Origin of the sequence: Pullulanibacillus pueri (assembly GCF_014639255.1) — a bacterium.
In the GTDB taxonomy this organism is placed as follows: domain Bacteria; phylum Bacillota; class Bacilli; order Bacillales; family Sporolactobacillaceae; genus Pullulanibacillus; species Pullulanibacillus pueri.
Map to the genome: position 1 here is coordinate 51625 of NZ_BMFV01000007.1, position 26019 is coordinate 77643.

Annotated in this window: 29 protein-coding genes; 5 read left to right on the forward strand and 24 right to left on the reverse strand. The window is 39.9% G+C overall.

The features are described from left to right. Positions 1 to 411: 411 nt before the first annotated feature. The 3 genes from IEV91_RS06265 to IEV91_RS06275 all read right to left on the reverse strand — a co-directional run bounded on the left by IEV91_RS06265 (position 412) and on the right by IEV91_RS06275 (position 2850). Positions 412 to 612: a cold-shock protein gene (locus IEV91_RS06265; RefSeq protein WP_188496566.1), complete on the reverse strand. Its 201-nt coding sequence runs from the start codon at positions 610 to 612 to the stop codon at positions 412 to 414. A 1017-nt stretch (positions 613 to 1629) separates the two neighbouring features. Continuing rightward, positions 1630 to 2247: an NAD(P)H:quinone oxidoreductase gene (gene wrbA, locus IEV91_RS06270; protein WP_188496567.1), complete on the reverse strand. Its 618-nt coding sequence runs from the start codon at positions 2245 to 2247 to the stop codon at positions 1630 to 1632. Positions 2248 to 2406: 159 nt separating this feature from the next. Further along, a complete protein-coding gene (locus tag IEV91_RS06275; RefSeq protein ID WP_188496568.1) occupies positions 2407 to 2850 on the reverse strand; it encodes a MarR family winged helix-turn-helix transcriptional regulator in 444 nt (147 codons plus the stop codon). A 137-nt stretch (positions 2851 to 2987) separates the two neighbouring features. On the opposite strand from IEV91_RS06275, the gene IEV91_RS06280 reads away from it, so the two are divergent. Next, positions 2988 to 3251 carry a DNA alkylation repair protein gene (locus IEV91_RS06280; protein WP_188496569.1) on the forward strand — a complete coding sequence of 88 codons (264 nt, stop codon included), beginning with the start codon at positions 2988 to 2990 and terminating at the stop codon, positions 3249 to 3251. 115 nt (positions 3252 to 3366) lie between these two features. After that, positions 3367 to 3927 carry a hypothetical protein gene (locus IEV91_RS06285; protein ID WP_188496570.1) on the forward strand — a complete coding sequence of 187 codons (561 nt, stop codon included), beginning with the start codon at positions 3367 to 3369 and terminating at the stop codon, positions 3925 to 3927. Here the strand turns inward: IEV91_RS06285 and IEV91_RS06290 are convergent. After that, complete coding sequence (locus IEV91_RS06290) at positions 3922 to 4119, reverse strand: hypothetical protein (RefSeq protein WP_188496571.1); 198 nt, start codon at positions 4117 to 4119, stop codon at positions 3922 to 3924. The two genes, IEV91_RS06285 and IEV91_RS06290, sit on opposite strands and share 6 nt — an antisense overlap. A gap of 388 nt (positions 4120 to 4507) precedes the next feature. Next, on the reverse strand, positions 4508 to 5368 hold the full coding sequence (locus tag IEV91_RS06295) for a DUF421 domain-containing protein (RefSeq protein ID WP_188496572.1): 861 nt from the start codon (positions 5366 to 5368) through the stop codon (positions 4508 to 4510). A gap of 101 nt (positions 5369 to 5469) precedes the next feature. Here IEV91_RS06295 and IEV91_RS06300 point away from each other — a divergent pair, with 101 nt between their 5' ends. Beyond that, positions 5470 to 5823 carry a DUF4363 family protein gene (locus IEV91_RS06300; RefSeq protein WP_188496573.1) on the forward strand — a complete coding sequence of 118 codons (354 nt, stop codon included), beginning with the start codon at positions 5470 to 5472 and terminating at the stop codon, positions 5821 to 5823. 41 nt (positions 5824 to 5864) lie between these two features. Here the strand turns inward: IEV91_RS06300 and IEV91_RS06305 are convergent, their stop codons facing one another. The 4 genes from IEV91_RS06305 to IEV91_RS06320 all read right to left on the reverse strand — a co-directional run bounded on the left by IEV91_RS06305 (position 5865) and on the right by IEV91_RS06320 (position 8093). Beyond that, positions 5865 to 6092, reverse strand: coding sequence for a DUF1657 domain-containing protein (locus IEV91_RS06305; RefSeq protein ID WP_188496574.1), 228 nt, complete (start codon positions 6090 to 6092; stop codon positions 5865 to 5867). 54 nt (positions 6093 to 6146) lie between these two features. Then, positions 6147 to 6524: a YppE family protein gene (locus IEV91_RS06310; protein ID WP_188496575.1), complete on the reverse strand. Its 378-nt coding sequence runs from the start codon at positions 6522 to 6524 to the stop codon at positions 6147 to 6149. 51 nt (positions 6525 to 6575) lie between these two features. Beyond that, positions 6576 to 6905 (reverse strand): hypothetical protein, encoded by a 330-nt coding sequence (locus IEV91_RS06315; protein ID WP_188496576.1) that lies wholly within the window; start codon positions 6903 to 6905, stop codon positions 6576 to 6578. Positions 6906 to 7109: 204 nt separating this feature from the next. Further along, positions 7110 to 8093, reverse strand: a complete 984-nt coding sequence (locus IEV91_RS06320; RefSeq protein WP_188496577.1) for a DUF2515 family protein — start codon at positions 8091 to 8093, stop codon at positions 7110 to 7112. A 111-nt stretch (positions 8094 to 8204) separates the two neighbouring features. On the opposite strand from IEV91_RS06320, the gene recU reads away from it, so the two are divergent. Both recU and IEV91_RS06330 read left to right on the forward strand, forming a co-directional pair. Then, entirely contained in the window at positions 8205 to 8807 is a 603-nt protein-coding gene (gene recU, locus IEV91_RS06325; protein ID WP_188496578.1) for a Holliday junction resolvase RecU, read from the forward strand. 71 nt (positions 8808 to 8878) lie between these two features. Next, the gene (locus IEV91_RS06330) at positions 8879 to 11617 is read left to right on the forward strand and encodes a transglycosylase domain-containing protein (RefSeq protein WP_188496579.1); all 2739 of its coding nucleotides are present in this window, start codon (positions 8879 to 8881) and stop codon (positions 11615 to 11617) included. 244 nt (positions 11618 to 11861) lie between these two features. Here IEV91_RS06330 and IEV91_RS06335 read toward each other — a convergent pair whose 3' ends face one another. The 15 genes from IEV91_RS06335 to IEV91_RS06405 form a co-directional block, all read right to left on the reverse strand. Further along, positions 11862 to 12674 (reverse strand): DODA-type extradiol aromatic ring-opening family dioxygenase, encoded by an 813-nt coding sequence (locus IEV91_RS06335; RefSeq protein ID WP_188496580.1) that lies wholly within the window; start codon positions 12672 to 12674, stop codon positions 11862 to 11864. 184 nt (positions 12675 to 12858) lie between these two features. Next, entirely contained in the window at positions 12859 to 14130 is a 1272-nt protein-coding gene (locus IEV91_RS06340) for a glycosyl hydrolase family 18 protein (RefSeq protein WP_188496581.1), read from the reverse strand. Positions 14131 to 14201: 71 nt separating this feature from the next. Further along, entirely contained in the window at positions 14202 to 14858 is a 657-nt protein-coding gene (gene nth, locus IEV91_RS06345; RefSeq protein WP_188496582.1) for an endonuclease III, read from the reverse strand. 51 nt (positions 14859 to 14909) lie between these two features. After that, on the reverse strand, positions 14910 to 15614 hold the full coding sequence (locus IEV91_RS06350; RefSeq protein WP_229745436.1) for a DnaD domain-containing protein: 705 nt from the start codon (positions 15612 to 15614) through the stop codon (positions 14910 to 14912). A gap of 317 nt (positions 15615 to 15931) precedes the next feature. Beyond that, the gene (gene asnS, locus IEV91_RS06355; protein WP_188496583.1) at positions 15932 to 17227 is read right to left on the reverse strand and encodes an asparagine--tRNA ligase; all 1296 of its coding nucleotides are present in this window, start codon (positions 17225 to 17227) and stop codon (positions 15932 to 15934) included. A 110-nt stretch (positions 17228 to 17337) separates the two neighbouring features. Then, complete coding sequence (locus IEV91_RS06360) at positions 17338 to 18522, reverse strand: pyridoxal phosphate-dependent aminotransferase (RefSeq protein WP_188496584.1); 1185 nt, start codon at positions 18520 to 18522, stop codon at positions 17338 to 17340. Positions 18523 to 18606: 84 nt separating this feature from the next. Beyond that, on the reverse strand, positions 18607 to 19089 hold the full coding sequence (locus IEV91_RS06365) for a cell wall elongation regulator TseB-like domain-containing protein (protein WP_188496585.1): 483 nt from the start codon (positions 19087 to 19089) through the stop codon (positions 18607 to 18609). 338 nt (positions 19090 to 19427) lie between these two features. Beyond that, the gene (locus IEV91_RS06370; RefSeq protein WP_188496586.1) at positions 19428 to 20258 is read right to left on the reverse strand and encodes a ComEC/Rec2 family competence protein; all 831 of its coding nucleotides are present in this window, start codon (positions 20256 to 20258) and stop codon (positions 19428 to 19430) included. Positions 20259 to 20329: 71 nt separating this feature from the next. Further along, entirely contained in the window at positions 20330 to 21310 is a 981-nt protein-coding gene (locus tag IEV91_RS06375) for a biotin--[acetyl-CoA-carboxylase] ligase (protein WP_188496676.1), read from the reverse strand. Further along, positions 21280 to 22506 (reverse strand): CCA tRNA nucleotidyltransferase, encoded by a 1227-nt coding sequence (locus IEV91_RS06380; protein ID WP_188496587.1) that lies wholly within the window; start codon positions 22504 to 22506, stop codon positions 21280 to 21282. The genes IEV91_RS06375 and IEV91_RS06380 overlap by 31 nt, the downstream gene beginning before the upstream one ends. A 44-nt stretch (positions 22507 to 22550) precedes the next feature. Further along, the gene (bshA, locus tag IEV91_RS06385; protein WP_188496588.1) at positions 22551 to 23693 is read right to left on the reverse strand and encodes an N-acetyl-alpha-D-glucosaminyl L-malate synthase BshA; all 1143 of its coding nucleotides are present in this window, start codon (positions 23691 to 23693) and stop codon (positions 22551 to 22553) included. Between the two features lie 18 nt (positions 23694 to 23711). After that, positions 23712 to 24413, reverse strand: coding sequence for a bacillithiol biosynthesis deacetylase BshB1 (gene bshB1 / locus IEV91_RS06390; protein WP_188496589.1), 702 nt, complete (start codon positions 24411 to 24413; stop codon positions 23712 to 23714). Next, positions 24410 to 24829, reverse strand: a complete 420-nt coding sequence (gene mgsA, locus IEV91_RS06395) for a methylglyoxal synthase (protein ID WP_188496590.1) — start codon at positions 24827 to 24829, stop codon at positions 24410 to 24412. Before mgsA ends, bshB1 begins: the two co-directional genes overlap by 4 nt. A 13-nt stretch (positions 24830 to 24842) precedes the next feature. After that, a complete protein-coding gene (gene dapB, locus IEV91_RS06400; RefSeq protein WP_275584375.1) occupies positions 24843 to 25637 on the reverse strand; it encodes a 4-hydroxy-tetrahydrodipicolinate reductase in 795 nt (264 codons plus the stop codon). A 1-nt stretch (position 25638) separates the two neighbouring features. After that, entirely contained in the window at positions 25639 to 25983 is a 345-nt protein-coding gene (locus tag IEV91_RS06405; protein WP_188496592.1) for a nucleotide pyrophosphohydrolase, read from the reverse strand. Between the last annotated feature and the right edge of the window lie 36 nt (positions 25984 to 26019).

Genomic DNA, 26019 nt, shown 5'->3' on the forward strand with positions numbered 1-26019 from the left:
ACGTAAATTCGATCGGCGTTGGCATCTCATACCTTACTTTATTTGGTGCTAAATTACCGCTTCAGCAGAATACTTCGCTTTCCGTGGGCACGGCTTCAGCCTCCTCACGGACACCCCACCGCTGCGGGCCGTGCCCGAGGAAAGCGAGCGACCTGAAGCTCAAATCCACACCATAAGCAAGCAGTAATCACTTGTGAACTCTTAACTTAATAGTTATGTCGCAATTTCCTTCTACTTCGAAAAACTCACGACTCTGGGTAAAGCAATACACTTTCTAGAATATAGCCTTAAAATAATTTAGAATAAACCTTTAAATGGCGTTAGCCTCGCCTCAACATTATGAACACAAAAAAACAGACTGGCGAGTGCTCGCACAGTCTGAATTCTGCTGATTTTTATAACAAAATTAAATTATAATTTTACTACTTTGTCAGCTTGAGGACCACGGTTACCTTCAACGACGTTGAATTCTACACGCTGTCCTTCTTCTAATGATTTGAAACCTTCACCTTCGATAGCGCTGAAGTGTACGAATACATCGTTACCCTCTTCAACTTCAATAAAGCCGAAACCTTTTTCTGCGTTAAACCATTTGACAGTACCTGTTTGCATAGTGCAAAACCTCCAAAAAATTATTAATATGTTCGCAATTTACCGTGTAAGTGTGTATTCAAAAAAGAGAACAAACAGGGTGGAAATCAATGAAGTTCCAGTGACGTTTCATCCTGAAACAGATCGAACTGGCTCACGCAATGGTAAGTCCCCTGAATTTTTGAACATCCTCTATTAGTAAAATTCACATATTATGAAGAGTATCCACAGTCGGTGTCGATAATCTTAATAAGATGGGAATCGACAATCCATACCCCTTTTCGTTATTGGCGATGCCAAAGGGTTATTTCTGTTGTTTTACTGATCAACACAACGAAAGCCCTACCTCTCTTTCGTCCTTACGGCTCCGATGACCGCGCCAGAACGAATTGTTCAACAAAATAACATTGCATTCTGATCATCATTTCTAATGGTTATACCTAAGTTAAGGGATAAAAGTAGAAAGGAATAATAAGAATTTATCTTGAGGGGAAGGTTCTAAATGAAAAGTATTAATGATTTATACTTTCATTAACTATAACCTATCTTAGTCTATTTATCAAGTTTTTTATAATAAATTAAAACTTTTTTCACACTTCCACGTCGATGATTTCCTATAAGGTTAGCATGATCTAATAAAATGTTTCCAAATGAAGAGCCTGGGATAAAGTATATAAGACAAAGGAAAAACCGAACGATTGTGAAGTCATTCGGTTTTCCCTTTGTACGTAAGGTCGCTCCGTCAAAACACTTCGCTTTCCGCGGGCACGGCCTTAGCTCACTCGGGAATAAAATATGTTATCCCGAATGGATTTTCACCTCGTGCTATTCCCGCAGGACTAAAGAAAGCGACTAGGAGAATCATCTTCGCAGAAAAAATCGTGGTTCTTACGATTTTTTTGAGTCCACGTATTTTGACTACGCTTTTTATTTGCGTCGTGACACTTACTCATATTTATAAATATAATTGTTCGTCTTTTGACTTGGCTTATTTTCGTTATGTCCCAGACTCTCACACTTTTTTAAGTACGTAAAAGCTTACTGATTTAAGCCAGCTTTAACCCAACCAGCAACCTGAATTGTTCTTTTTGCTTGATGTTCAACTGCGCCTGTCACATCTTCTGCAAAATTGCCGTCAGCATCGACAGTCACGCTTGTTCCATATGGATTTCCGCCAGCAACGAAGATAGAGTTATCAGTATACCCTGGTGCTACAACAATAGCGCCCCAGTGGTACATTGTAGTATAGATAGCTTGGACGGTTTGCTCCTGACCCCCATGAGCGTTTTGAGCTGAAGACATCGCACTCACAACCTTGTTAGCAAGTTTTCCTTGTGCCCATAACCCGCCACATAGGTCAAAGAATTGTTTCATTTGTGCAGGAACATTTCCAAAACGAGTAGGCGCACTAAAGATAATTGCATCTGCCCATTCAAGATCTGCAGGAGTTGCTGTTGGTACAGTATCTTTTGTTTCTTCATAATGTTTTTTCCAAGCGGGATTCGAAGCAATGGCCTCTTCTGGTGCCAATTCACCTACTTTAAGTACCTTAACTTCAGCACCTGCTTGCTTTGCAGCCTCAGCAGCAATTGTTGCAAGTTTGTAATTACTTCCTGTTGAACTGTAATAAACTACAGCTAATTTTACTTGTGCCATAAACAAAACACTCCTTAATTCTTTTATCATTCACTTTGATAAAGTGTCACAAAACATCAAAACTGACTCTTATAGAAATTCCCAGTCTCCTGTTTTTTATCCCTGAAGAAATTTACACTATATCAAAGTATCTCAAATTCGAGATATATAGGGAAAAGCTTACTCAAGTTTTTGAGCATAAAAACTCATCTTCTTAAGTAATGTCATCAATTCCTGCTTCTCTTCATCTGTTACTCCTTCTAACAACCGAGTAAGGACCTCTTGGTGCTTGGGAAAAATGGTTTCCATCAGTTCATGACCTTGTTCTGTTATGCCAGCATAAATCACTCGACGATCATCCGGACATGGTCTTCTCCTGATATAGCCCTTCTTTTCTAACTTATCAATAACATAAGTCATACTGCCACTTGCTAAAAGGACGCGCCCACCTATTTGCTGAATGGGTTGCTCTCCTTTATTATAAAGCAATTCAAGGACACCAAATTCAGTCGTATTTAACCCATAACTCCGAATATCTTTGGCCACCTTATCCGCAATCGTGCGGTGAGCTCGTGTAAGAATAACAAATAATTTAAGAGAAAGAGCCTCGTTTTGTTCTACCATTCGCTTCTCAACCCTTTTATATATCTTGAATTCGAGATAATTATAGCATTGTCCATTTCCACTGTCAACTTCTATCATTTACTAATAAGAATAAGATAATTCAAATCAAGACATGATAAAAAAAGGAGGTGATTGCATTGCCAAGTCCATATCTTTGCCCAAATTGCAAAACCAACAAAACCCGGTTCAATATCATAGAACAAAAGCCCAAAAGTGTAAAAATGAATCCACAAACAGGCGAAGTTCTTGAAGAATTTGGTGAAGATAACCTAGGCCCTTTTCATTTACCTTATCGCGGCCCAGAACGAAAGGTCCAATGCGGTGTCTGTGGTCTTGTAGAAGATGAACAAGCTTTCATAAAGCGCGCGGAATATATGAATAATCAAAAGAAAAGTTTCTAACCTACAAGTCCCCTTTTACTGGGGATTTTTCTGTGTTCTTTTATAGTTTTCCTTAAATTTATGGAGAGAATGATGGGTAAGCTATGAAAAAACGAAGGGATATAGGTGAATCCATATGAAACGTTATATAACTGTACTGGCGTTATTCTCTCTCCTGATTGGATGGTTCGAATGGAAGGCCCCTCTTACTTATGCTTTCGATCCAAAACATGATGTTATTGCAAGTCACTCACTGACTAACTTACACCAACTTATTGCAAGTTCCGATCTCATTGCCTATGGCAGCTTTGGTGAGGTTCATCAAACCTTTAAAACCCCCCATCATATTCAACAAGGAGCTTTAGTCAATTTTACTCAAGCCTTTCATGTGCTACGCCCCTTCAAAGGTCAAGGCATTCAAAACGTCTACCTTTTTGGGACGGAGATTGATCCACAGCCGCAGGCGCATGATCCCATCAACCTAATATACACCGGACCGCTCACAAGTGAAAATGAATATGTTTGTTTTTTTAAAAGACTAGCAGGTACCCCTTATTACATTTTAAATGGGGGCTGGAGCGGCGTGTATCCCTTTATAAATGGAAAAACATTAGCTTTAGCTGATGCCGGTATCACTAGTCTTGATCAACTAACCCTTTCAGAATTGCAAAAAAAGCTTCAGGAACATGGTTTATAATGTCAGAAACTTGATCAACACATAAATAAAATAAGGGATCGCGAAAAAGAGAACACATTTAAAAAGAGCATCAGACAGGCGCCCTACTAAACGTTCAGGATCCCAATTTTTAATGGCTTCAATTTTATTCTTCAAATGTGCCGATCGTGTTACTGTTGTGGTCTTTTGTATACTATATTTTTCCGCAAGCATAGTAAAATCCCCCTACCAAATCGTTTTAATAGAGTCTATGCTTGTCCTCTTCCTTTTATGAATCGTAATCTCTGATAAAAAAGATAAGCGGCTGGGATCTAACGCTTTCACTCACAGAAAAAATCCGTACATTCAATTTGAATGAACGGATTTTTTCTTTATTCTTGGCATGTGGTGCATCGCTCCATTAAACCACTTCGCGTTCGACGGGTAAGGCTTTCGGCTCACCTTGGAATAGGTCTTTTAATACTTGAAAAGTGGGTCTTTGGACGCCTGCTGCGCCTATTGGAGTGCCTCATTTTCTCAACACGCTCCGCTTCCTGCTCCATCTTTGCACTAGCATTGTCCGTATTTGTATTCATTATTTTATTGTGTCACGGTATCTTTTTTACTTTAAGTAGGGCTCGAGTTGCTTATTCATATTATCAATGGTCTGCGCTTGCTGTTTAAATAAATTTTTTGCCTCTTGATTTTCTGTATCTAATGCATACATATCCAAATCGGCCTTGATCTTTTTTAGTTGTGCTGCAACGATTTTTCTTTCATTTGAAGGTTGTTCATTTTTTTGATCATTTTTAAGATCTACATACAAGTTTCCTTTTGAATCGATTTGTGCAATATAAACATCTTTAAAATCTATTGCACCTTGCTTTTGTACTTCTCCATATAGCCATTCTTTGGTGTATCCAAACTGCTCCAGCGCCTTATCCTGGACTTGACCATCTCTAATTAACACGTAGGGTCGTTTTTCCTGTTCTAAAGTCATTCCAAGAATTTTTGGAGTAATAGGCTGTTGATCACTTTTCTTCATGACACTCATTTTTCCATTGGTTTCGAATACAGCAAGTTCAACATCAGAAAGCTTAAAGGCATTTTGTTCTCGCAAATTTAACATTAATTGTTCAACACTCAGCTTTGATTTTTTTAGATTTTTCTCATTAACCTGACCGTTTTCTATAATAACCGTGGGTTTGCCTCCAATAAGCGTGGCAAAGCTTCTTGATTTTAATGTCATAAAGGCGAATATTATAGGTATAATTCCCCACACAAGGAGCGACATAATACCGCTTGTGATTTTCACACTAGGGTTTACCGATAAATTGGCAGCGATCGAACCGATGGTAATCCCAACAACATAATCGAAAAATGTGAGCTGAGAAATTTGTTGCTTTCCGAGCATGCGACAGATAATAAACAAAAAAACAAACGCAATCAAAGACCTCAATAGGATTAGAAGATATTCTGGCATGGTAAGGTTCCTCCAAAAATTGTCTTGTTCTTATTCATCATTCTTTATTATTTGGACATCCTAAGAAAAAGATACATTGACAATATAAGGAGGTTCTTCTCATGCCCCACAAATACTTATCCCGAGTGACCTTAGCTTTTATGGTCCTGTTATTATTCGTACCACCGGTAGCCCATGCCAAGCAAGAAAAGCAAATCTTTCTCATTCTCACTGAAATTCAAGAAAATGTTTCAGTGAAAAACTGGGATGCTGCCGAACAATATGCTGAGAAGTTAGAAAGGCACTATAAAGATAAACAATGGAAATACCAACTCATGGGAGATAAAGAAGAATACGAAACGGCAGCAAATGATATCCAGCAAATCAAAGCGGCCATTGCGGTCAAAGACCATAAACAGGCCACTATACTCCTCACTCATTTAAGGACCCTCTTAAAACAAATCTATAAAATGTAGAAAAAAACCATCCATTGTAACGTGTGTAACGTGGATGGTTTTTACGATTGCTTTTGTGGCGCAGGCTGAGTTTTAAATTGAGGTTCTTCCTTTTCAATTTGCAATAAACGTGTCTCCAATGATGTAATCACCTGATCCGAATCAGTACAGGCCTGCTTAAAACAGTTTTGTACCTTTTCGTCTTTGGTTTCATAGGAAAAAAGCTCCAAGCTCGCCTGAACACTTTTTAAGGTTGCAATCGTCGACTTTAATTGTTGAGCAACCGTCATTTCCTCACGTCCCTTCATCATTTAATATGTTCTAAAGGACGTTTTTTAATCTTTCTATATATTAACATTTAATTGCTGTTCAATGGTTTCTAAAACATAGCCGATGGAGCTTATTGTGTTCAAAAAACGTTTACGCCGAGTATCCTTTTGAAATGAAGTGACAGAAACAATGGTTAAATTATCATAAGTATCTTCAATTTGCTTTAGATAAATGTATTTTGGCTGCTCTGAAGTCATCCAATCGCTCACTAAATCCTTCCATTCGTCCACAACCTTTAATACTTCATCCGCAAAAGGCTTGACTTCCCCATAAAAATCCATTTCGTACCCTTCACTTCGTGTTCGGAGGACAAACTGATCTTTCGCTTGTTGATTGAATGCTGTTAATTGTCGGTTCAATTCTAGTAACCGCCGTTTTTTTTCTATGTCCACGACTGTCACCTCCACCTCTATCCTACCAAAAAACGACGTCTCTTTTCTACTTTAAGTAAACAAAGGCGTTACTTTTGAAGTTCTTTTATTTTTCTTTTCACTGCGTGAGGGGATGTCTAGATCGACTTGATGGAGATCGCTTGAGACATTCTCGACCCGGGAAAGTTCTGATTCAATGTGAAGGATATGAGCATCTATACTTTTGATCACTTGATAAATTTCTTCTAATTCACGTCGATGCTCGAGAATTTGCAAACTCACAATTTCATCAGCCTTGCTAGAAACTTTACGGTCAATTTGCTCTATTTTATTTTCTAGAGATTCAAGCTTATGAGTAAATACCTCTTTTGAAATGCCTTGATCTGGGAAATTCTTAGCCACCGCAATCTTCCTCTCATCATTAGGATTTAAATACTATATTCGCGGTTTTTTCTTTCCTCCCTTCACACCTGACAAAAGAAGTGCCCATTCTGCAAAGCTTGTCTTTTTTCTGCAATTTCATTAGAAAACTTGGCTTATCGCCACCTTAATGGCGAAAGCCTTAGTTGCACTTATAAGGGCTTCCTTTTTGTTCCTTTTTTGACGTTATGACCAAAAAGAAACCCATTTATTGAGCAACCGCCTCTTTTTAAAATAGGGTGATAATCTTTTTGCCGGCTGTTGAGGCTCCGCAAACCATTGCCCTAAAATCTTTCCTTTAAACCACTCTTGCACCTCACTGCGTTTATGCCTGATCTCCTGCCCCACTTCCCTTAATCCCGGCTTCCAATCAGGTTTAGTTTGATGGGGTAAAAATTGTTCATAATCACTTCTAGAGCCCGTATGAGCAACTGTGAAGGCGAATTCCTGAATTGCTCGAGACTGTGTACTTTTAAAGAGTAAACTATGCAAATTTTTTCCTAACTCGATGCGTTCATTAACCGCCTGAAAATGACTGACAGGATATCCGTAAAGCTCGCCGTGGAGTGTAGGAAATACAACCACATTCAGTTTAAGTACTTCTTGACTAAAAAAAAGCATTGTATTAAATACACTCTGCTGAAAAAAATGATGTTTTAAAACAGGTCTCTCAATAAGTTGTTGTTCGTTTATGATCTGTGCCTTGTACAAACGCTCTCCGTCTTTTTCTTTCCAATACCTTTCCCACTCTGCTTCTATAAAAATGGAAACGCCAAAAGCTTTTAGTAGATAAAACATTGGCTTTTTCTCTTGTTTTGACAAAGCATAAACTAAAAGTTGAGGATAAGTGTCTTCAAAAATGAGCCAATTGGGGCGCTCATAAGTATGAAACAAGGTTTGCCTAAAAGGCGCTCGTAACCACTGAAGAAAAGGTTCATTCCATAAATCGGTCATATTCCATCCGGCATTTCGAGAGACCATACTGGCCAGCAAGGACCACGTTATTTCAGGGTGCTGAAGATAATAAGTAAGGTAGCTCTTTGTTCTTGAAACATTATCTCGATTATTAATCCGTGTCTTGCCTCTAATGATGTCAATATATTTATGATCCTCAATCGTAAGGACGATACGCTTTCTACGTTTTTGACATTCTGTTGGTGTTTTAATCATTAATTCACCTTACTTGTCATAAGACTGTGCATCTTTTTTGGGTCTATGTGAAACCTTCTCCTTTATTTTTGCGTTATAATAAAATGAATACCTATTTAAAGGAGAAAGGATATGGCCATTCATTATCCAAACGGAAAAAAATTCATAGAGCACCAAGCGCTAGCAAAAGCTAAGAAAGTTAAGCAGACTACTTACGGTAATCGTGGGATGACTTTAGAAGAAGATCTTAATATCACTAATAAATATTATCGGGATCATGAGATTGCACTCATACATAAAAAACCCACACCCTTGCAAATTGTCAATGTTGAATATCCCAAACGCAGCGCAGCCAAAATCACTGAAGCTTATTTTAAAAAGCCATCTACCACTGATTACAACGGCGTTTATAAAGGGAAATATATTGACTTTGAAGCAAAAGAAACGCAGAATAAAACAGCACTTCCTATGCAAAACTTTCACGACCACCAAATTGAGCATATGCGTCAAGTGAAACAGCATAACGGTATTGCTTTTATTATTGTCAAATTTTCTAATGTTAATGAAGTGTATTTTCTCGATTCAGAGTTTTTATTACAGTATTGGTGGGAACAAATAAATGGAGGACGAAAATCAATCCCTAAGGAAGTTTTTGAAAACAAAGGTTATCTAATAAAAAATAGCTATAGACCACGACTTGACTATATTCAAATCATAGATAAAATCTATTTGTAGCCACAAAATAAATTTTTTATACGAATAGAATTACTTGAATAGTTTTGCCTACCGGAAAGGTTGGAGAAGATATGGCAGATTATACTTCCAGACAAGAACGTCGAAAAGCAATGCAAAATAAAGGCAAGCATCGAAAAGGCGGAAAAAAGAAAAAAAGCCTTGTGAAAAGAATTGTCTTGATCCTTTGTCTCGTATTTTTATTTTTTGCACTCGCGGGAGCCATTGCTGTTGCAATTATTATTCATAAAGCCCCAGCGCTTGATCAATCAAAACTTACAGTTCCGGCTGTCAACGAAATATATGGAGTTGGTGACGATGGAAAACCTGTCATCATGGCTACGACGGGATCTAAAAATCGCATAAATGTATCTTCGGATGAAATCCCTCAGGTCGTTAAGGATGCTGTGGTCTCGGTTGAGGACGCTCGATTCTATAGCCACTTTGGTATAGATCCCATACGTATTGGTGGTTCTGTTATTGCCAACTTTAAAAACGGGTTCGGATCACAAGGCGCAAGTACGATTGATCAGCAATTAATCAAAACGAGTTATTTAACGCCGCAAAAAACATTAACAAGAAAAATTCAAGAAGCTTATCTTGCGGTAAAGCTTGATCGTGAATATACAAAAGATCAAATTCTAGACATGTACTTAAATAAGATCAACTATAACGAAGGAGCATACGGGGTTGCCACAGCCGCGAAAACTTATTTTGGCCTTTCTGTCGATAACTTTGATGACATTACATTGGCCCAGGCTGCTATGCTTGCAGGAATCCCTAACCTCCCTGCTTATTATGATCCTATTACTCACCCTGATCATGCTAAAAAACGCCGTGACCTTGTGCTCGATATGATGGTCAAAAATCATAAAATCACTCAAGCACAAGCCGATAAGGCCAAGAAAGTCACGATCAAAGAGATGCTGAAAAATCGTCCAAAAGAGGATAAAGAAGAAGATGAACAGCATTATGTCATGATTGACGTCATTAAGGATTTGTATGTGGGTAAGGACAAAGACATCTCTGAAAAGGCCTGGAATCAAGGGGGATTAAAGATTTATACCACCTTCAGTGAAAAGGCTCAGGATCAAGTTGAAGATGTCATTAATAATGATAGTAATTTCGAAGGTACCAGAGAAAACATGCAGGCAGGGATCTCGGTCGTCGATACAAAAACGGGTGGTATTTTAGCTGTTGGTGCAAGGCGCCACTATAATCCGACCGAATGGAATTTTGCGACCGATTCTAAGGACAATCAAATTGGGTCTTCAGCAAAACCGATCTTTGATTACGGTCCTGCTATTGAATATCTCAAGTGGCCTACCAATCATTTGATAACTGATGAACCGCACAGTTATTCCAACGGCGGACCAGAAATTCATAACTGGGATGATAAATATGAAGGCACCATGACCATCGAAAGAGCCCTTTATGAATCCCGAAATGTTCCTGCCGTTAAAACCTTACAAGAGGTGGCAGAAAAAGAAGGGAATCAAAAAATTATCGATTTCGCCAATAAATTAGGATTAGGGATTAAAACCCTCCATGAATCTTATGCGATTGGTTCTAATACCCAAAGTCCATTACAAATGGCCAGTGCTTATGCTGCTTTCGGAAACGGTGGGGTTTATAATGAACCTTATGCGATTAAATACATCGTCTATCCGGATGGTCGCAAGGTCAATTATGATCATAACCAGCATCCGGCAATGAATGATTATACAGCCTATATGATTACGGATATGTTAAAAAAGGTTATTACACAAAGAGTGACCTATAGCGGACCTTCTTTATCTGGTTACGTTGTAGCTGGTAAATCAGGTTCCTCTAACGCTAATGCTGAATATCAAAAAAAATATCATCTCACCGATAGTGAACTCAATAGTGGCTACCTGGATTCTTGGTTTAATGCCTATACGCCAGATATTTCTTTATCTGTGTGGAGTGGCTATGATACGAGTGGTTTTGATCCTGACGATCCGAAGCAGGCTGCTAAAAAGGGAGCGATATTGTCTACACCTGCAGAAAAGCATGTGTCCAATGTCTTAGCAGGAACCTTGGTTCAACGTCTCGCTTCAAAAAGCACAGCGGATTGGAAGCAACCAAGCTCTGTTGTTAGAGTTTCTGTTGAAAAAGACACTGGGTTGGTGGCAAGTGCCAATACACCAAGCAGTGACATTACAAGTGGGTTATATGTCAAAGGGACTGCGCCTACAAAACAATCAACAAAGTATCAAAAAATTGATGCACCAACAGGCTTAAAGGCTGAATACAATCCTGATGATCAATCTGTTTCTCTTTCGTGGAACTATGGAAAAATGGATGGCATTAGCTTCGAAGTGGCTCAAAAATTTGGCGGCAATTATCAACCGATTGATAACACGACCAACAAGAGCGTCTCTATTCAAAATTTAGAGCCAGGTCAATCCTATGAGTTCTCTGTCACAGCCGTTTATACTGACAAAGACGATGAAGCGAATAACAAAACAAGTGATCCTGCCACTGTTACTATTACAATAAAAAATGATAATGATGATGAAGATAAGAAAAATGGAAACGACCAAGACCAAGATCAGAACCAAGATCAAAATCAGGACCAAAATCAAGGCCCAGGCCCAGGCCAAGGGCAAGACAATCCAAATGATAATGGAAATAATCAAGGAAATACAGATGAAGACAATGATAATGACCATACAAGTACGAATGGGCACGTCAACGGTGACAATCAAGGAGATAACCCGGGTGGCCTTCCAGATGGTCTAGTCAATGGCGATAATGATAAGGATGAGGATTCCAACTCAGGAGATTAGCCTCTCGCCTTTTAATACAAAGCCAAAATAAAATGAAAGAAGCCGACTTGAAATCATAAAAGTGTGATTTTAAGTCGGCTTCACCTTTTTAGTAAAAAATAGAGGGAAACGCCCTTTAATGCGGTGCTTTCCCTCTATTTTTTTTATTTTAGGCACTAGAAAAGCGAGCCTAACAGGACTCCCCTAAGGCTGCGCTCCGTGACAAAACCGTTACTCTTTGCCGCTTCAAAAAACTAACGAGCAGTTATTCATGGCTAATCTCTGCACAAATCAATCCAAAATACGTGGGGGCTTCATAAGACAAAAAGTCAACTGCACGCTCAGATTTTGGTATTGCCCCTGCTAAAATCAACGCTTGCCAAATGCCATCAGGTTTTGCCTGCTCAATCTCTTCTTTTGAGATCTCACTTAAAGCTTCTATTTCCCCTTTTTTTATATACTCCACCACACGTTCATCTACTTGCTTTGCCAACGGGTGGAACCCATAAGGACCACTTGCATCGTGAGTATGACACCAATCACAACTTGCGATAATGCCTACGCGTTTATCACTTTTATCCACCGCGGTTCTTAAGGCTTTTCCAAAGGCAAGCATGTCTTCATTCGAATTTAAACGTGAGGGTGTGATAATGACTACGGGAACATCGGGCATAAAAGCTAAAGGGACTACCGCGCCCCAATCTAATGGTAACCGGGATAATGGGCCTTCAGCGGTCCCAAAGTTTAATAACCCACATGGCAGATTCATGTTTTGGGCTTCTTGGGCTATCTCTTTCGCTAATGATCGATCGGTTTCCCTGATCATGTAATATGTACGCTGATTTTCTTGTTCGCTTCCTTCTACCGTTTCACTATTAATAATTGAAAATTGACCATCGATCCTAATCCCATGAGGGGTGATGATAATCAGCGCTTCTAGATGATGTGCCTCAACCCTTTTTCCTAACTGGCACATCCTTTGTCTTGTTTTTTCCATTCTTTTTGGTTGCTTCCCTGCGAGTTCAGGTATAATTTCTCCTCCGTGTGGGGTGATGCAAGAATAAACAATTTTCCCCAAAGAGATCACTCCTTCTCTTCCTTTTGCTCAGAGACTTCTTTTTTATCATAGTCTCTTTAAGAAATGAAGGAAAGTAAAAAATGCTTATTACCATTTTTGAGTGTGATTCTTTGGCTCTATTCGGATTCTATAGATAAAAAAGACTGGCCCACTCTTTTCTTTTAGTGGAACAGCCTTCGTGTTATTATCCTTCTTTTATTATCGTGAACTTATCTTGTAACAGTGGCCAAACTTGTGGGAAAGTAAACGCAAGATTCCAGAAGCTAATGCCTCTTAAATTATCATCATCGACCATTTGAAACATAGCTTCCATTGTTCTTAAATCCTCAAAATACACAATATGTTGCTGCCCTTGGGCGTCGGTATACCTAAAAAAAGGTGATTCTTCCTTTTGATTATACTCGATATTCGTGTGATTTTGTCTTGCTAAATCAATTGCTTGCTGATACCGTACAGCTCTTGCAAATTTCCCGCCTTCTTGATAGGGTAAGGTCCAGTCATAGCCATAGAGCGGTATACTCATGACTATCTTATTCGCTGGCATTACCGAAAGAGCATAGTTAACCACTTGGCGAACTTGGGTAATTGGACTTACTGGCATTGGTGGGCCACCACTCCATCCCCATTCATAGGTCATTAAAACGACAAAATCAACAGTCCGACCGTGAAACGCATAATCATGTGCTTCATACCATGCCCCCACTTGCGTTCCGCTTGTCTTGGGAGCGAGTGCAGTACTGACTATATAACCCTCTTGGTGCATGCGTTGCGTTATTTTCTGGAGAAATTGATTATATTGTTCGCGCATATTACTGCCTAAAAATTCGAAATCAATATTGATGCCCCGATACCCTTTTTGCCGCAAAACGGATAAGATATTGGAAATCAAATGTTCCTGAACATCATTACTATTAAAGATCGCAGCAGCAATTTCCCGTTTAAATTCGCCTTCTGATAAATTCGTAATGACCATCAGTGGTGAAACATCTGTATTTTTAACCGCTGCTAAGACTTCAGCATCATCTGGAGCCGTTAGATTCCCTTCAGCGCTCACTTCATAGCTAAAAACAGATAAATAAGTCAGTGCGGCACTAGCCTCCACAAAACGCTGAGCATTTCCTGTGTGAGGTTCTAAATAACCATTGACTATAATGTGCTGTTTTTCCCTTTGCGGTAACGACAAACTTTGCCCGGGATACAGATTTTGCGGTCTCACATTGGGATTGGCATCAAGGAGTGCCTGATAATTGATGTTCAACTTTTTGGCAATCTCCCATAACGTATCCCCGGGTTGAATGATATAGGTGTTGGTTGTGGGAATAAGTAAGGTCTCCCCTACGACTAAATCATTGGGGTGATCCAAGTTGTTTTGTGTAATAATCTCTTGCGCTGGAACACCAAAGGTACGAGCTAACGCATATATGGTATCCCCTTGACTGACAACATGAATTTGCATGATTCTCCTCCTCGCAGATTATCATGCTGTATTCTATGCCTATAAATGCAGTGAAGTGCAACACCTACTTCTTATTCCTCACGGCTCTTCATTCTTTTCTTGCCTTCGCGACAAATCTCTAATAAAGGACATTCCGGACAGTTTGGATTTCGAGCTGTACAATGATAACGCCCAAAGAAAATTAAACGATGATGCGTCTGTGTCCATTCTTCTTTTGGAACAAGCCGTTGCAAATTCTTTTCAACCTCTAAGACACTATCCTTCCATCGAGAAATGCCTAAGCGTTTACTGACCCTTTCGACATGGGTATCAACGGCGATAGCCGGAACACCAAAAGCATTAGAGACGACGACATTCGCTGTTTTGCGACCCACACCCGCTAATTCTACGAGTTGTTCATGAGTGCGCGGGACTTCCCCATCATATTTCTCGATTAAAGCTTCACACAACTTTCGGATATTTTTCGCCTTATTACGATAAAGACCAATGCGTTTGATATCATTTTCTAACTCCTCAAGAGAGACGCCTAAATAATCCCAAGGTGTCTTATATTTCTTAAAGAGATCCTCCGTCACCTGATTCACCTTTTTATCTGTGCATTGAGCACTTAAAAGAACCGCTATTGTTAATTCAAAAGCATTAGAGTGAGTCAACTCACACTCAGCATCAGGAAACATCTCTTTTAAAGTATCTAATATATGTCGCATGACCTTCTTTGTAACTGTCATATTATCACCTTCCGTTCAAAGGACAGGGCTCCCCATAAGGGAGCCCCACTATTAATTATCAAGCCAATTGTACATCGGTATTTTTGTTTGCCTATGGTTCGGTTTATCACTTGGCTTTTTGGAGGAAGTCGCGGTATAGCGACCTCTAATTTTTTCACCATGAGATTTTGCCTGTGCCAAAGTTCGAACGCCACTTTTTTTCCAGTCAAATAAGATGCGATCGATATAGCGGAAATTCAATTTCCCTGAGATAACAGCTTCACGTAATGCCGCCGTAATCATTTCTGGAGAATGTTGATCTTGATCCATCCACATCGTTAAGGATTCACATTCCATCGGCGAAAGCGGTCTTCCAAATTCTTTTTCGAATATCGTATAGAGGGCATCTTCTTGCTCCATCTTTGTTTCTGTATTTTTCGTTAGGAATTTTAGGCTAATCAGCCGCTCCCACAAAGGATCAAGAGAATAGCTTTCTGTATAAACGCTCCGATCTTTTTCCTGTTTAATTTCTAAAAATCCTGATTGCACAAGCATTCGTAAATGGTTGCTACATTGAGAAGAATCACAGGACATCCTCCGAGCGAGTTCATCCGGTGTCGGAAACGTGTTCCCTTCTTTAATAAAAGAATAGATATGAATCACCATAAGACACTGTTCCTCATTTAAACCCAATTCTGAATAATTTTCAATTAAAAGCCTAGGTATGGTCAGACCACCATTGGTCAGAAATTCAATTAAAAGTTCCTTCTCCATCATTCGACACCTCTAATGAAGATTATAACACATTTAAAAGGAATATCACGCTGAATGAATGATTAGAAAACTTGGTTTGTACTTCACCGTTTCTTTAAGCCCAGCCTGATGTTCAGGCATACGCCTCCCACGCTACCACTCTCCACTTCGTGTTGGCATGGGAAAAGCGAGCAGTCTGGAGTGGCGAGCAACACTAACGCCTCTATTAACATCCACAGAACTTTATTTATTCAGAAAAAGGACGCGCGTAAGAGGTCAACTAATACATTTTGATTTTATTAGAAAAACGAGTGACTCAGTAGAGAGTCACTCGTTTTACATCAAGGATACAATCTGTTTAACAATCTTGGGAATGGAATGGTTTCACGCACATGTTCAATGCCACATAGCCACGCCACTGTTCGCTCAAGACCTAAGCCGAATCCTGAGTGTGGTACAGATCCGTATTTACGAAGTTCTAGGTACCATTCGTACGCAGGATCTGTTAATTGGTGTTCATTATAACGTTGCTGAAGAAGCTCGAGGTCATCAATACGCTGACTCCCTCCAATAATTTCACCGTAACCTTCAGGTGCAATGAGATCAGCACACAATACGACGTCTTCACGATCAGGGTCAGGTTTCATGTAAAAAGCTTTGATATTGGTTGGATAGTGAGTAATAAACACTGGCTTATCAAAGCTTTCAGCGATTGCTGTTTCATGCGGTGCACCAAAGTCTTCACCCCACTCGATATCATCAAAACCCTTATTTTTAAGCAATTGAATAGCGTCATCATATGTAATCCGCGGAAAAGGAGCTTTAATGTTCTCAAGTTTAGAGACATCTCGATCTAAAACTTTAAGTTCCATTTTGCAGTTGTTAAGGACCGATTGAGCAATGTAAGACACATATTGTTCTTGAATCTCTAAGCTTTCTTCATGTTCAACAAAAGCCATTTCAGGTTCAATCATCCAAAACTCAATGAGGTGCCGACGGGTTTTTGATTTTTCAGCACGGAACGTTGGACCAAAGGAAAAGACTTTACCAAAGGCAAGCGCCGCCGCTTCCATATAAAGTTGTCCACTTTGTGACAAATACGCATCACGATCAAAATATTCGGTATGAAAGAGATCGGTTGTGCCCTCTGCAGAACTTCCTGTGAGTATGGGTGGATCAACCTTAATAAAGCCTTCTTCATTAAAGAACTCATAGGTCGCTTTGATGATTTCATTTCGAATACGTAAAATCGCATTTTGCCTACTTGACCTTAACCATAGATGGCGGTGATCCATCAAAAATTCTGTTCCATGCTCTTTAGGCGTAATCGGGTAATCTTGAGCAATCTGGAGGACTTGGACTTCATTTACTGTAAGTTCGTACCCTGAGGGCGCACGATCATCTTTACGGACAGTACCGATCACATATAAGGAACTTTCTTGGGTTAAAGATCGCGCAGCTTCCCATGTTTCTTCAGAAACTTCACTTTTGACCACTACGCCTTGTATAAATCCTGTACCGTCTCGAAGCTGTAAAAATTGAATTTTACCGCTTGAACGTTTATTCGCGATCCAAGCGCCAATCTTAACCTCTTGTTCAACATATTTTGATACTTGTGAAATTGTCGTTTTCTGCATGTTAACCTTCCTTTATTCTTCAATTGTACGCTTATTTATACCAGATTACGTTCCCCCTTTACGCCTCAAAACAATCTGTCAAAGGGTAGAACGAGCAAAAATATCGCTGGTTACTTAATATGACTTTCCATAAAGGTATGCAACCTGTCTAGAGCTTCATTAATATTTTCCATTGAGGTAGCATAGGATAATCGCATATAATCAGGAGCGCCAAATCCCTCTCCTGGAACAACCGCTATTTTAGCTTCTTCAACTAAAGCCGTAGCCCAATCCGCCACAGAGGAAAATCCTGTCATCTCTGCCGCCCGCTTAACATTAGGAAAAAGGTAAAAAGCACCTTGAGGCTTAATGCAACGAATACCAGGAATTGAGATAAGGCGTTCATAAGCTCTATTTAAGCGTCCTTCAAACGCCTGGCGCATATGTTCAACAGACTCCTGTGAGCCTGTATAAGCTTCTAGAGCGGCATACTGGGCAATTGACGTAGGATTCGAAGTGCTGTGACTGGCAACATTAGTCATGGCCTTTATAAGAACGCTGTCTGCTACTGCGTAGCCAATCCGCCACCCTGTCATCGCATGAGATTTTGAAACGCCATTGATCATTACCGCAGTCTTTTGAAGCTCAGGGACCACTTCCACTATTGAAGTGGCGACTGCACCGTCATACACAAGCTTTTCATAAATTTCATCAGAGATGACAGCCAAGCCTTTTTCTAAGCAATACTCACCAATCTCTTTTAATTCTTCTTTAGAATAAATCATCCCCGTTGGATTACTTGGTGAGTTAATAATAATGGCTCTGGTCTTCTCAGTCGTCGCTTGCTTGATTTGTTCAAGAGATAATTTGAAATCATTTTCCTCAAGCCCATTCACGATAACAGGGACACCCTCTGCTAGTTTCACTTGCTCTGTATAACTGACCCAATAAGGCGCAGGAATGATTACTTCGTCTCCTGGATTAAGTAAGGCCTGGAATGTTAGGTAAAGCGCATGTTTAGCACCTGTTGTAACGATAATGTTTTCACTTTTAATATGAATTTTGTTGTCATGGGCTATTTTTTTTACAATAGCTTCCTTTAATGCTGATAAACCTGACGTCGCAGTGTATTTGGTATGCCCTTCCCGCGCCGCCTTAATCGCCGCCTCTATAATTGGCTCAGGTGTGTTAAAATCCGGTTCACCAGCAGCAAGACCGATGACATCAATGCCACTTGCTCTTAATTCATTTGCTTTGGCTGTTATCGCTAAAGTACTCGAAGGTGTAATATTCTTCACTCTTTGTGATAATTCCATGTCTCTAGTCTCCCCATTTCCCATTCTTAGAGTCCGTCCAAAACGTGCTTTGAACTTACACTCTTAGCATTGTTAGTTTGAGCTTTATTGAATAGCGATTGGATCCGAAAGGCTATCACCATTATTAAAATTATAATAACTGAAAACGAAACGATTTTCATTATCTTTATAAACAATTTCCCAGGCGGGATTTCCGCTCACCATCCCCAACTGAGTCGAAACAATACTCCGATAAGAAACGTGGGATTTAAAGGCAGCCAAAATTTCTTTCTTTGTATACCCTGTATTGGCGGGAATGACTTGGGCTTTAGCCTTACTCTTTTTATCAGGAATCATAATATAAACTTCTTCTCCAGAGTTTTGAACGGCGTCAACCACCTGGTAAGGGACATCCCCATGAAAAGCACTCACATTTTTGACTTTTTTGACATCGTAATGCTTCAAAACCTCATTTTTGGCGATTGTCGCTTGACTTCGCTTATATCCCATCGCATCGTGATAAAGGAGTCCAAGACAAAATCCGATAATGACAACAATGGCACCGACAATCCATAATGCTTTTTTCATTAAACCATTCACTCACTTATGTACAGTAATAGAAAACACATTTTATAAAAAATGGTCAAGAGAATGCCACTTATATAACAAAAGATTAAAGGATAAACGTACAAAATATACTAGTCATACTTAGCCGTTTCAAGGTCAAACTATAATTACCCTTAATTAAACACCTAGCTGTAACCTCAGGGGACACAGCTTTCATTTTATAAGACAAGGGAAAATAAAAAACCTAACCGACACCTTTTAAAAAACGAAACCTTTTTTGGGTTTCGTTTTTTAATGAACATCTCTATCGTAATCATTTTTTCGTAAAAATGCAACTAGAGACTTTGCCCTCTCCCTTTTCAGTCAAAGGATTTGACCTCATAACCATCACGGTTCAAAAAGAACGTCACAGTCCCAACCTGATGTAATTTGTATATATCCACCCAATGACTTTCAATTTGCGAAATAAGGTCTGCGTTGGTTCTAAAGTCAGGATGGTGATAGAGGACTGCAACATGAGGATCAATATGCCTTAAGAATCTTTCATCAAACAATTCACTCTCGCCATAATCAGCCACTTTAAGGATCTGTGTTGCCCTAAGGTGTTCTTCAAGGTGTGTTTGCTCCTCCTCACTAGGGAAATACCCCATGTGAAATAAAGTGGTTTTTCCAAAAGTAAATAAAAGATTGAGACTTCCACTTGGAGAGACACTTACTACCCTTGTCTTCAATGCATCCAGAGGATAATACGTTCCTTTTTTCCACACATTAATTAAAAAGCAATAAGGTAATCTTTCGTCTTGACACATGTGATGAGCAATGATATGTGATGTATAGATTTTACTCACATCATAATCTTTGACGATGGCACTCATGTTCCCTGTATAGGAGGGGCTATCATTTGTAATAACCAAATCATCAATGTTTTTTGTATTAAATACCTTCAGTTTTTTCAGCAGTTCCCTTCGAGAGGAACGACTCCCTGTGTTCACTAGGATGGTTTCATCTTCACTTTTTATCAGTGTCGCTTCACCTGACGTTAATTTCAAGAAGGAAACGACGAGTTCATCAGGTGCGATATCCATCTTGATCCGTCTAATCCCCGACAATTCGGCCGCATAGGTTAATGTATGTGAACTTACAAATAAGCCTAAGGCAACCCCTAGGATAAACAACACTTTTTTCTTCATAACAACCTCCCCCATTCCAACAAATAGTTTGTTTTTGAATGGGGAAAGTTATCCATGAAGTTGTAAAAAAATTAAATTTCAATATCAGCAGAATAGATATGATGGACAACGCCTTGATCATCTTCAAGGAGAAGGACTCCATCATTATTAATGCCCTTGGCAACGCCTTGGAGAACCTCGCCTTGCATGGTCCGAGCACGAATGACTTTTCCTATGCTCAACGCGTAAGTCTCCCACATCGGTTTAATGACTTCAAAACCCTCGTTAAGATAAAGGTCATATAACTTCTCTAATTCGGTCATGATCGTTTGAATTAACATCACTCTTGACTGTGTTTTTCCAGTGATAATCTTAAGCGAGGTGGCAATGTCACGAATTTCTGCCGGCATATCAGCCCATTCGATATTCACATTAATCCCCATCCCGATAATAACAGCCCTTACATTCTCCATTTCCGATTGCAATTCCGTTAATATCCCAACAAGTTTCTTCCCCTCAAAGAGAATATCGTTCGGCCACTTAATGCTGCAGTCTACGTCTGAAACCTTTTTAATTGATCGAACAATCGCCACTGCTGCTAATAATGTGAGTTGTGGAATACGGTTAATCGTCAGGTCTGGCTTAAGAATTAAACTCATCCATATCCCTGTTCCCTTTGGTGAGTGCCAAACACGGCCTAATCTTCCCCGTCCCCCTGCTTGTTCATCAGCAAGAACCAACGTCCCATGAGTCGCACCATCTTCCGCCAAATGATGGGCGATTTTCTGAGTAGACGGGACAACCTCATGAAAATCAATAACCTTTCCAAAATAGCGGGAATTTAGATTGGCGAGCACTTCCTCTTTGGTCAATCTTTTGGGGGCCTCTAAAAGTTTGTACCCTCGTTTTTGGACAGATTCAATCGTATAGCCTTCCTTCCTTAATTCAGTGATATGCTTCCAAACCGCTGTTCGAGAACATCCAAGTTGTTCACAAATGGCTTGCCCTGAGATAAAGGTTTCCTTATGTTGAAATAATAATTTTAAAATTTCTTCTTTTGTTTGTGACAAGATTCTACCCATCCTTTAATCGCAACTCTGTCATTAACGAGTTGCCCTTTTACAACAGCAGCCTCAATCCTTATTATCCATTCCTGAATCCATGGACCCGGTTTTCGGCCCAACCATTGTTGAAGGTCATTTCCATTTACCTTTAATTCTTTTCGAGAATGAATCGGAAGTCTCTCGTTGTATGCTTCAGCACATTGTTTTTGCCCCTCACCTCTCAAGTGAAAGGCTTTTTTTAATCTTTCAATCGCTCTTACATTCTCAATACCCACTTGATAAACCGCGTAAGCATCCCATTCCTTCTTTGTAAAAACCTTAAACTGTTTGATCAAGAACTGTACCTGATTTTCGTTTTTTCTAGAAAATCGCCAGGCTTTTAAAAAGGCTTTAACATCTTTGATATCCAAAGAGAGTAAAAACGCCGCCCAGCGCTCGGCATCGGAAGAACATTCCCTATAATCTATTTTTACCACTTCATGATTCTGTTTAGGGCTTTGATGACAAAGCAACGGTAATTCTGAAAAAACACCTGTTGCCATCAAGAGGTGTAATCCTTTTGCTGCCCATCGTCCAGCAAGAAGCTTTGTCATTTCTTGATAGATACGCTCGACTGACAATTTACGTATTCTAAAATTTTTCGCTTGCATCGCCTGTTTCAGCTCTACATCTGGACTGAAATTCAACTGAGCTACAAAACGGGCCGCCCGTAAAATCCTAAGCGGGTCTTCTTCGAAACGCTCTGAAGCCTTACCAACAGAGCGCAAAACCTGTCTTTGAATATCAGCTTGTCCGTTATATGGATCAATCAAAGTGCCTTCTCTATTCATGGCAATGGCATTAACAGTAAAATCTCTCCGAGCAAGATCCTTCTCAAGAGATGTTACAAACCTGACCTGTTCAGGGTGCCTAAAATCCTTATACTCTGACTCTGAACGAAAGGTAGTGACTTCATAATCAACATGATCATATCGTACAACCACTGTACCATGCTCGATACCCACTGGAAAGGTGACCTGAAAAAGCGACATGACCTCGTCGGGCTCAGCAGAAGTGGCAATATCAACATCATGGATAGGGAGATCTAAGAGAAGATTTCGAACAGCTCCACCTACGATATAGGCTTGGTAATGTGCGCGCTCTAATAAATATAAAACAGCGTTTGCCTGTTCAATGGCACGATTCTTCACTTTCTTAGACCTCATTTCCTTAATCCTTCCAGTTACAAGACTATTTCTTTTCTTATGCGCTATACATTATTAGGAAATTTACTCAACACTTGATAATAAATATCTTCATATTGCTTTACAATATGTTCAGAGTGGAATTTCTTCCTGACTAACTCTACTGCATTTTTGGCCATTTGTTGATGTAAGTCATGATCTCCAAGAATCTTTAAGGATTGAGACACGATAGTTTCAATGTCACCCACTTCGCTTAAATAACCAGTTTCACCCTCAACAATCACTTCTGGTATCCCTCCAGCTTTCGTTCCAATGGCAGGTACGCCACAAGCCGCTGCTTCGAGAAGAATCAATCCAAAGCTCTCTTTAGAGGAGAGGAGAAAGGCCAAGTCACTAATCGATAATATTTCAGCAACATTTTCTTGTTTTCCAAGGAAAAGGACTTTATCCGTTAAGCCATATTGGTCTACAAGTCGTGTAACAATAGGAAGCTCTGGACCCTCTCCGATAAGGATGAGCTTGGAACTGATCTTCTCTTGAATACGCGCAAAAGCTTTGATTACATCCGGAACCCGTTTGACCTCTCTAAAATTCGAGATGTGAATAAGGACCTTCTCTTCAGACGTGATCCCATAGGCCTCTCTTAAATCACTTGATGCTCTTTTATAATAAGTGCCTTCATCCACAAAGTTATAAACCGGTGTGATCGATTTATCTGTTTCAATTAATGCTTTTGTTTGTTGTACCAAATCTTTAGAGACTGCGGTAACATGATCAGAATGTTCAATCCCAAATCGAATCATCTGTGTTAATGAAGGATCATATCCGAGAACGGTTATATCGGTGCCATGCAGGGTGGTCACAATTTTCAAGTGATCCCCAACCATTTGCTTCGCTAAAATCGCACATATAGCATGAGGGACAGCATAATGAACATGTAATAGATCTAAGTGTTCTCTTTGAGCCACCTCCGCCATCTTACTTGCTAATGCAATATCATATGGAGGATATCTAAACACCGCATATTGATTGACTTCTACTTCATGATAGAAAATATTGCGAGAAAATTTATCTAACCTAAAAGGAATACTAGAGGTTATAAAATGCACTTCATGGCCCTTCTCGGCAAGTTTTTTTCCGAGCTCGGTTGCTACAATGCCTGAACCGCCAACCGTGGGATAACACGTAATTCCTATTTTTAGTGTCATTATTCTTCTCCTATCCTCCTAAATAAACGATGAGATGACCAATGGCTTTTTGGAAATAAAGCCTTCTGCATAACGAGTTCCGATTTCTTTGCCAAATAAACGATCTCGACTCTCTACCGTTTCTAAGTAGTCTGTTGTTAGAGGTGTCTCAACACTTTCCTCTGATAAGATAAACTGACTTTTATAGGCACTTAAAGCTCGCATTTTTTGCTCGTGGACTTGAGTAATGTCAACACAAAAACTTGGAGTATGAAACCCATTAATAAAATAAAAATAAAGTGCCTCTACTTTATGGCTAGGTAAATCTTGCATCCCTTTATACTTCCTGATTCCAGCCGAAAAAACGGCTTCTTCCACAAGCCTGCCACAATGGCCATGATCAGGATGACGATCAATAAAATATGGGGCAAAAACAACGCTTGGGCGGTAGCGCCTTATGCTATCGACGATAAGCGAAATCGTCTCATGGTTCATCTCGATACCGCGATCAGGTATATCAAAACTTTGCCGGACGGTTAAGCCAAGGATCTCGGAGGCCTCCTTGGCTTCTTGTTGTCGAGTGACAACATCTCCATTCGAGGAGAGCTCTGCCTTTGTTAAATCAATGATGCCCACTGCTTTCTTTAGAGAGATATGTTTGGCAATTGTCCCCCCCATGCCGATTTCCACATCATCGGGATGTGCGCCAAAGGCCAATAAATCTAATGATTCAACCATCATAACTTATCCTTTTCACGACGGTCTTTAATAATATTTCGCCAATGAAGTTCATCTCTCTCTAAAGCATGTATCAACAATTCAGCGGTTGCCATGTTTGTTGCCAGTGGGATCTCATAAACATCGCTTAAACGTATAAGGGCAGAAATATCAGGCTCATGCGGCTGAGCAGTAAGTGGGTCTCTAAAAAAGATCACAATATCCATTTCATTTGTTGCTATCATTGCACCAATTTGCTGATCGCCACCCAACGGACCCGATTGAAACCGGTGGATGTTTAACCCTGTCGCCTCCTGAATTCTGGAACCTGTAGTTCCTGTCGCATAAAGTTCATGTTTCTTTAGAATAGGTTGATAGGCAAGTGCAAATTGAACGATATCTTTTTTCTTTTTATCATGGGCAATTAATGCTATCTTCATAACAGCTCCACCTTTATTCAAGTATGTTTTCTAAGCCATAAACTAATGTATCTAGACGCATCACCGTTTCTATAGCATAACGCACGCCATGCATAAAGGATTCGCGGTTCATCGAATCATGACGAAGGGTTAATAACTCCCCATCACTTCCAAAAATCACTTGTTGATGGGCAATTAAACCTGGGAGTCGTACACTATGAATCCGAAATCCATGATAATGAGCCCCTCGAGCACCTTCTAATAATTCCTTTTCTTCAGGATGACCTTGTTGTAACGCTTCACGATTGTTATGTATTAATTCTGCTGTTTTGATCGCTGTGCCAGAGGGGGCGTCGCGCTTTTGATCATGGTGCTGTTCAATAATCTCAACATGAGGAAAATAACGGGCAGCCATCTGACTAAACTTCATCATCAGCACAGCGCCAATGGCAAAATTAGGAGCAATAATGGCCCCAAGTTGCTTATCTTCAGCCATTAACCGAAAGTTAGCCACATCGTCTTCACTAAAGCCAGATGTCCCTACAACAGTCCTCACACCATGAGCAAGTGCCTTTTCAACATGGCGTTTTCCTGCTTCTGGATGTGTAAAATCAACAAGGACGTCGACATCTATTTCTGCGAAACATTTGTCAATATCAGTATAAATTGGAGCATCACTATCTGGAAAACCCTCTAAATCCTTTAGTTGTAGACCTTCATTTTCCCTATCGACAGCTGCAACGAGTTGAAAATGTGATTGACCCGTAATCATCTTCACGGCCTCTTTCCCCATTTTCCCTCTCGGACCTGCTACTGCAACTTTTATCATGCTACTCATCTTGTATACCCTCCCGTTGTTCTTTTAACGTCCAGCGGTCTTTATCACGTGTCTTGAATTTGTTCATGACACCATCAAAAGATTCGGTAAGATCAATATGTAATGAATTGGCGAGACATATGACGACAAATAATAAATCGCCTAGTTCTTCCTCAACCGTATTCGGTGCCTCTGACTGTTTTTTTGGTTTCTCACCATAGTAATGATTCACTTCACGTGCCAGTTCACCAAGTTCTTCAGTCAAACGTGCAGTCAAAGCCAGTGGCGAAAAATAACCTTCTTTAAATTGTCCTATATATTCATCAACTTCTCGCTGGAGTTCAGCCATTGATTTCATTCACACGACCCCACTTTCTTTATGACATGTTCCTCT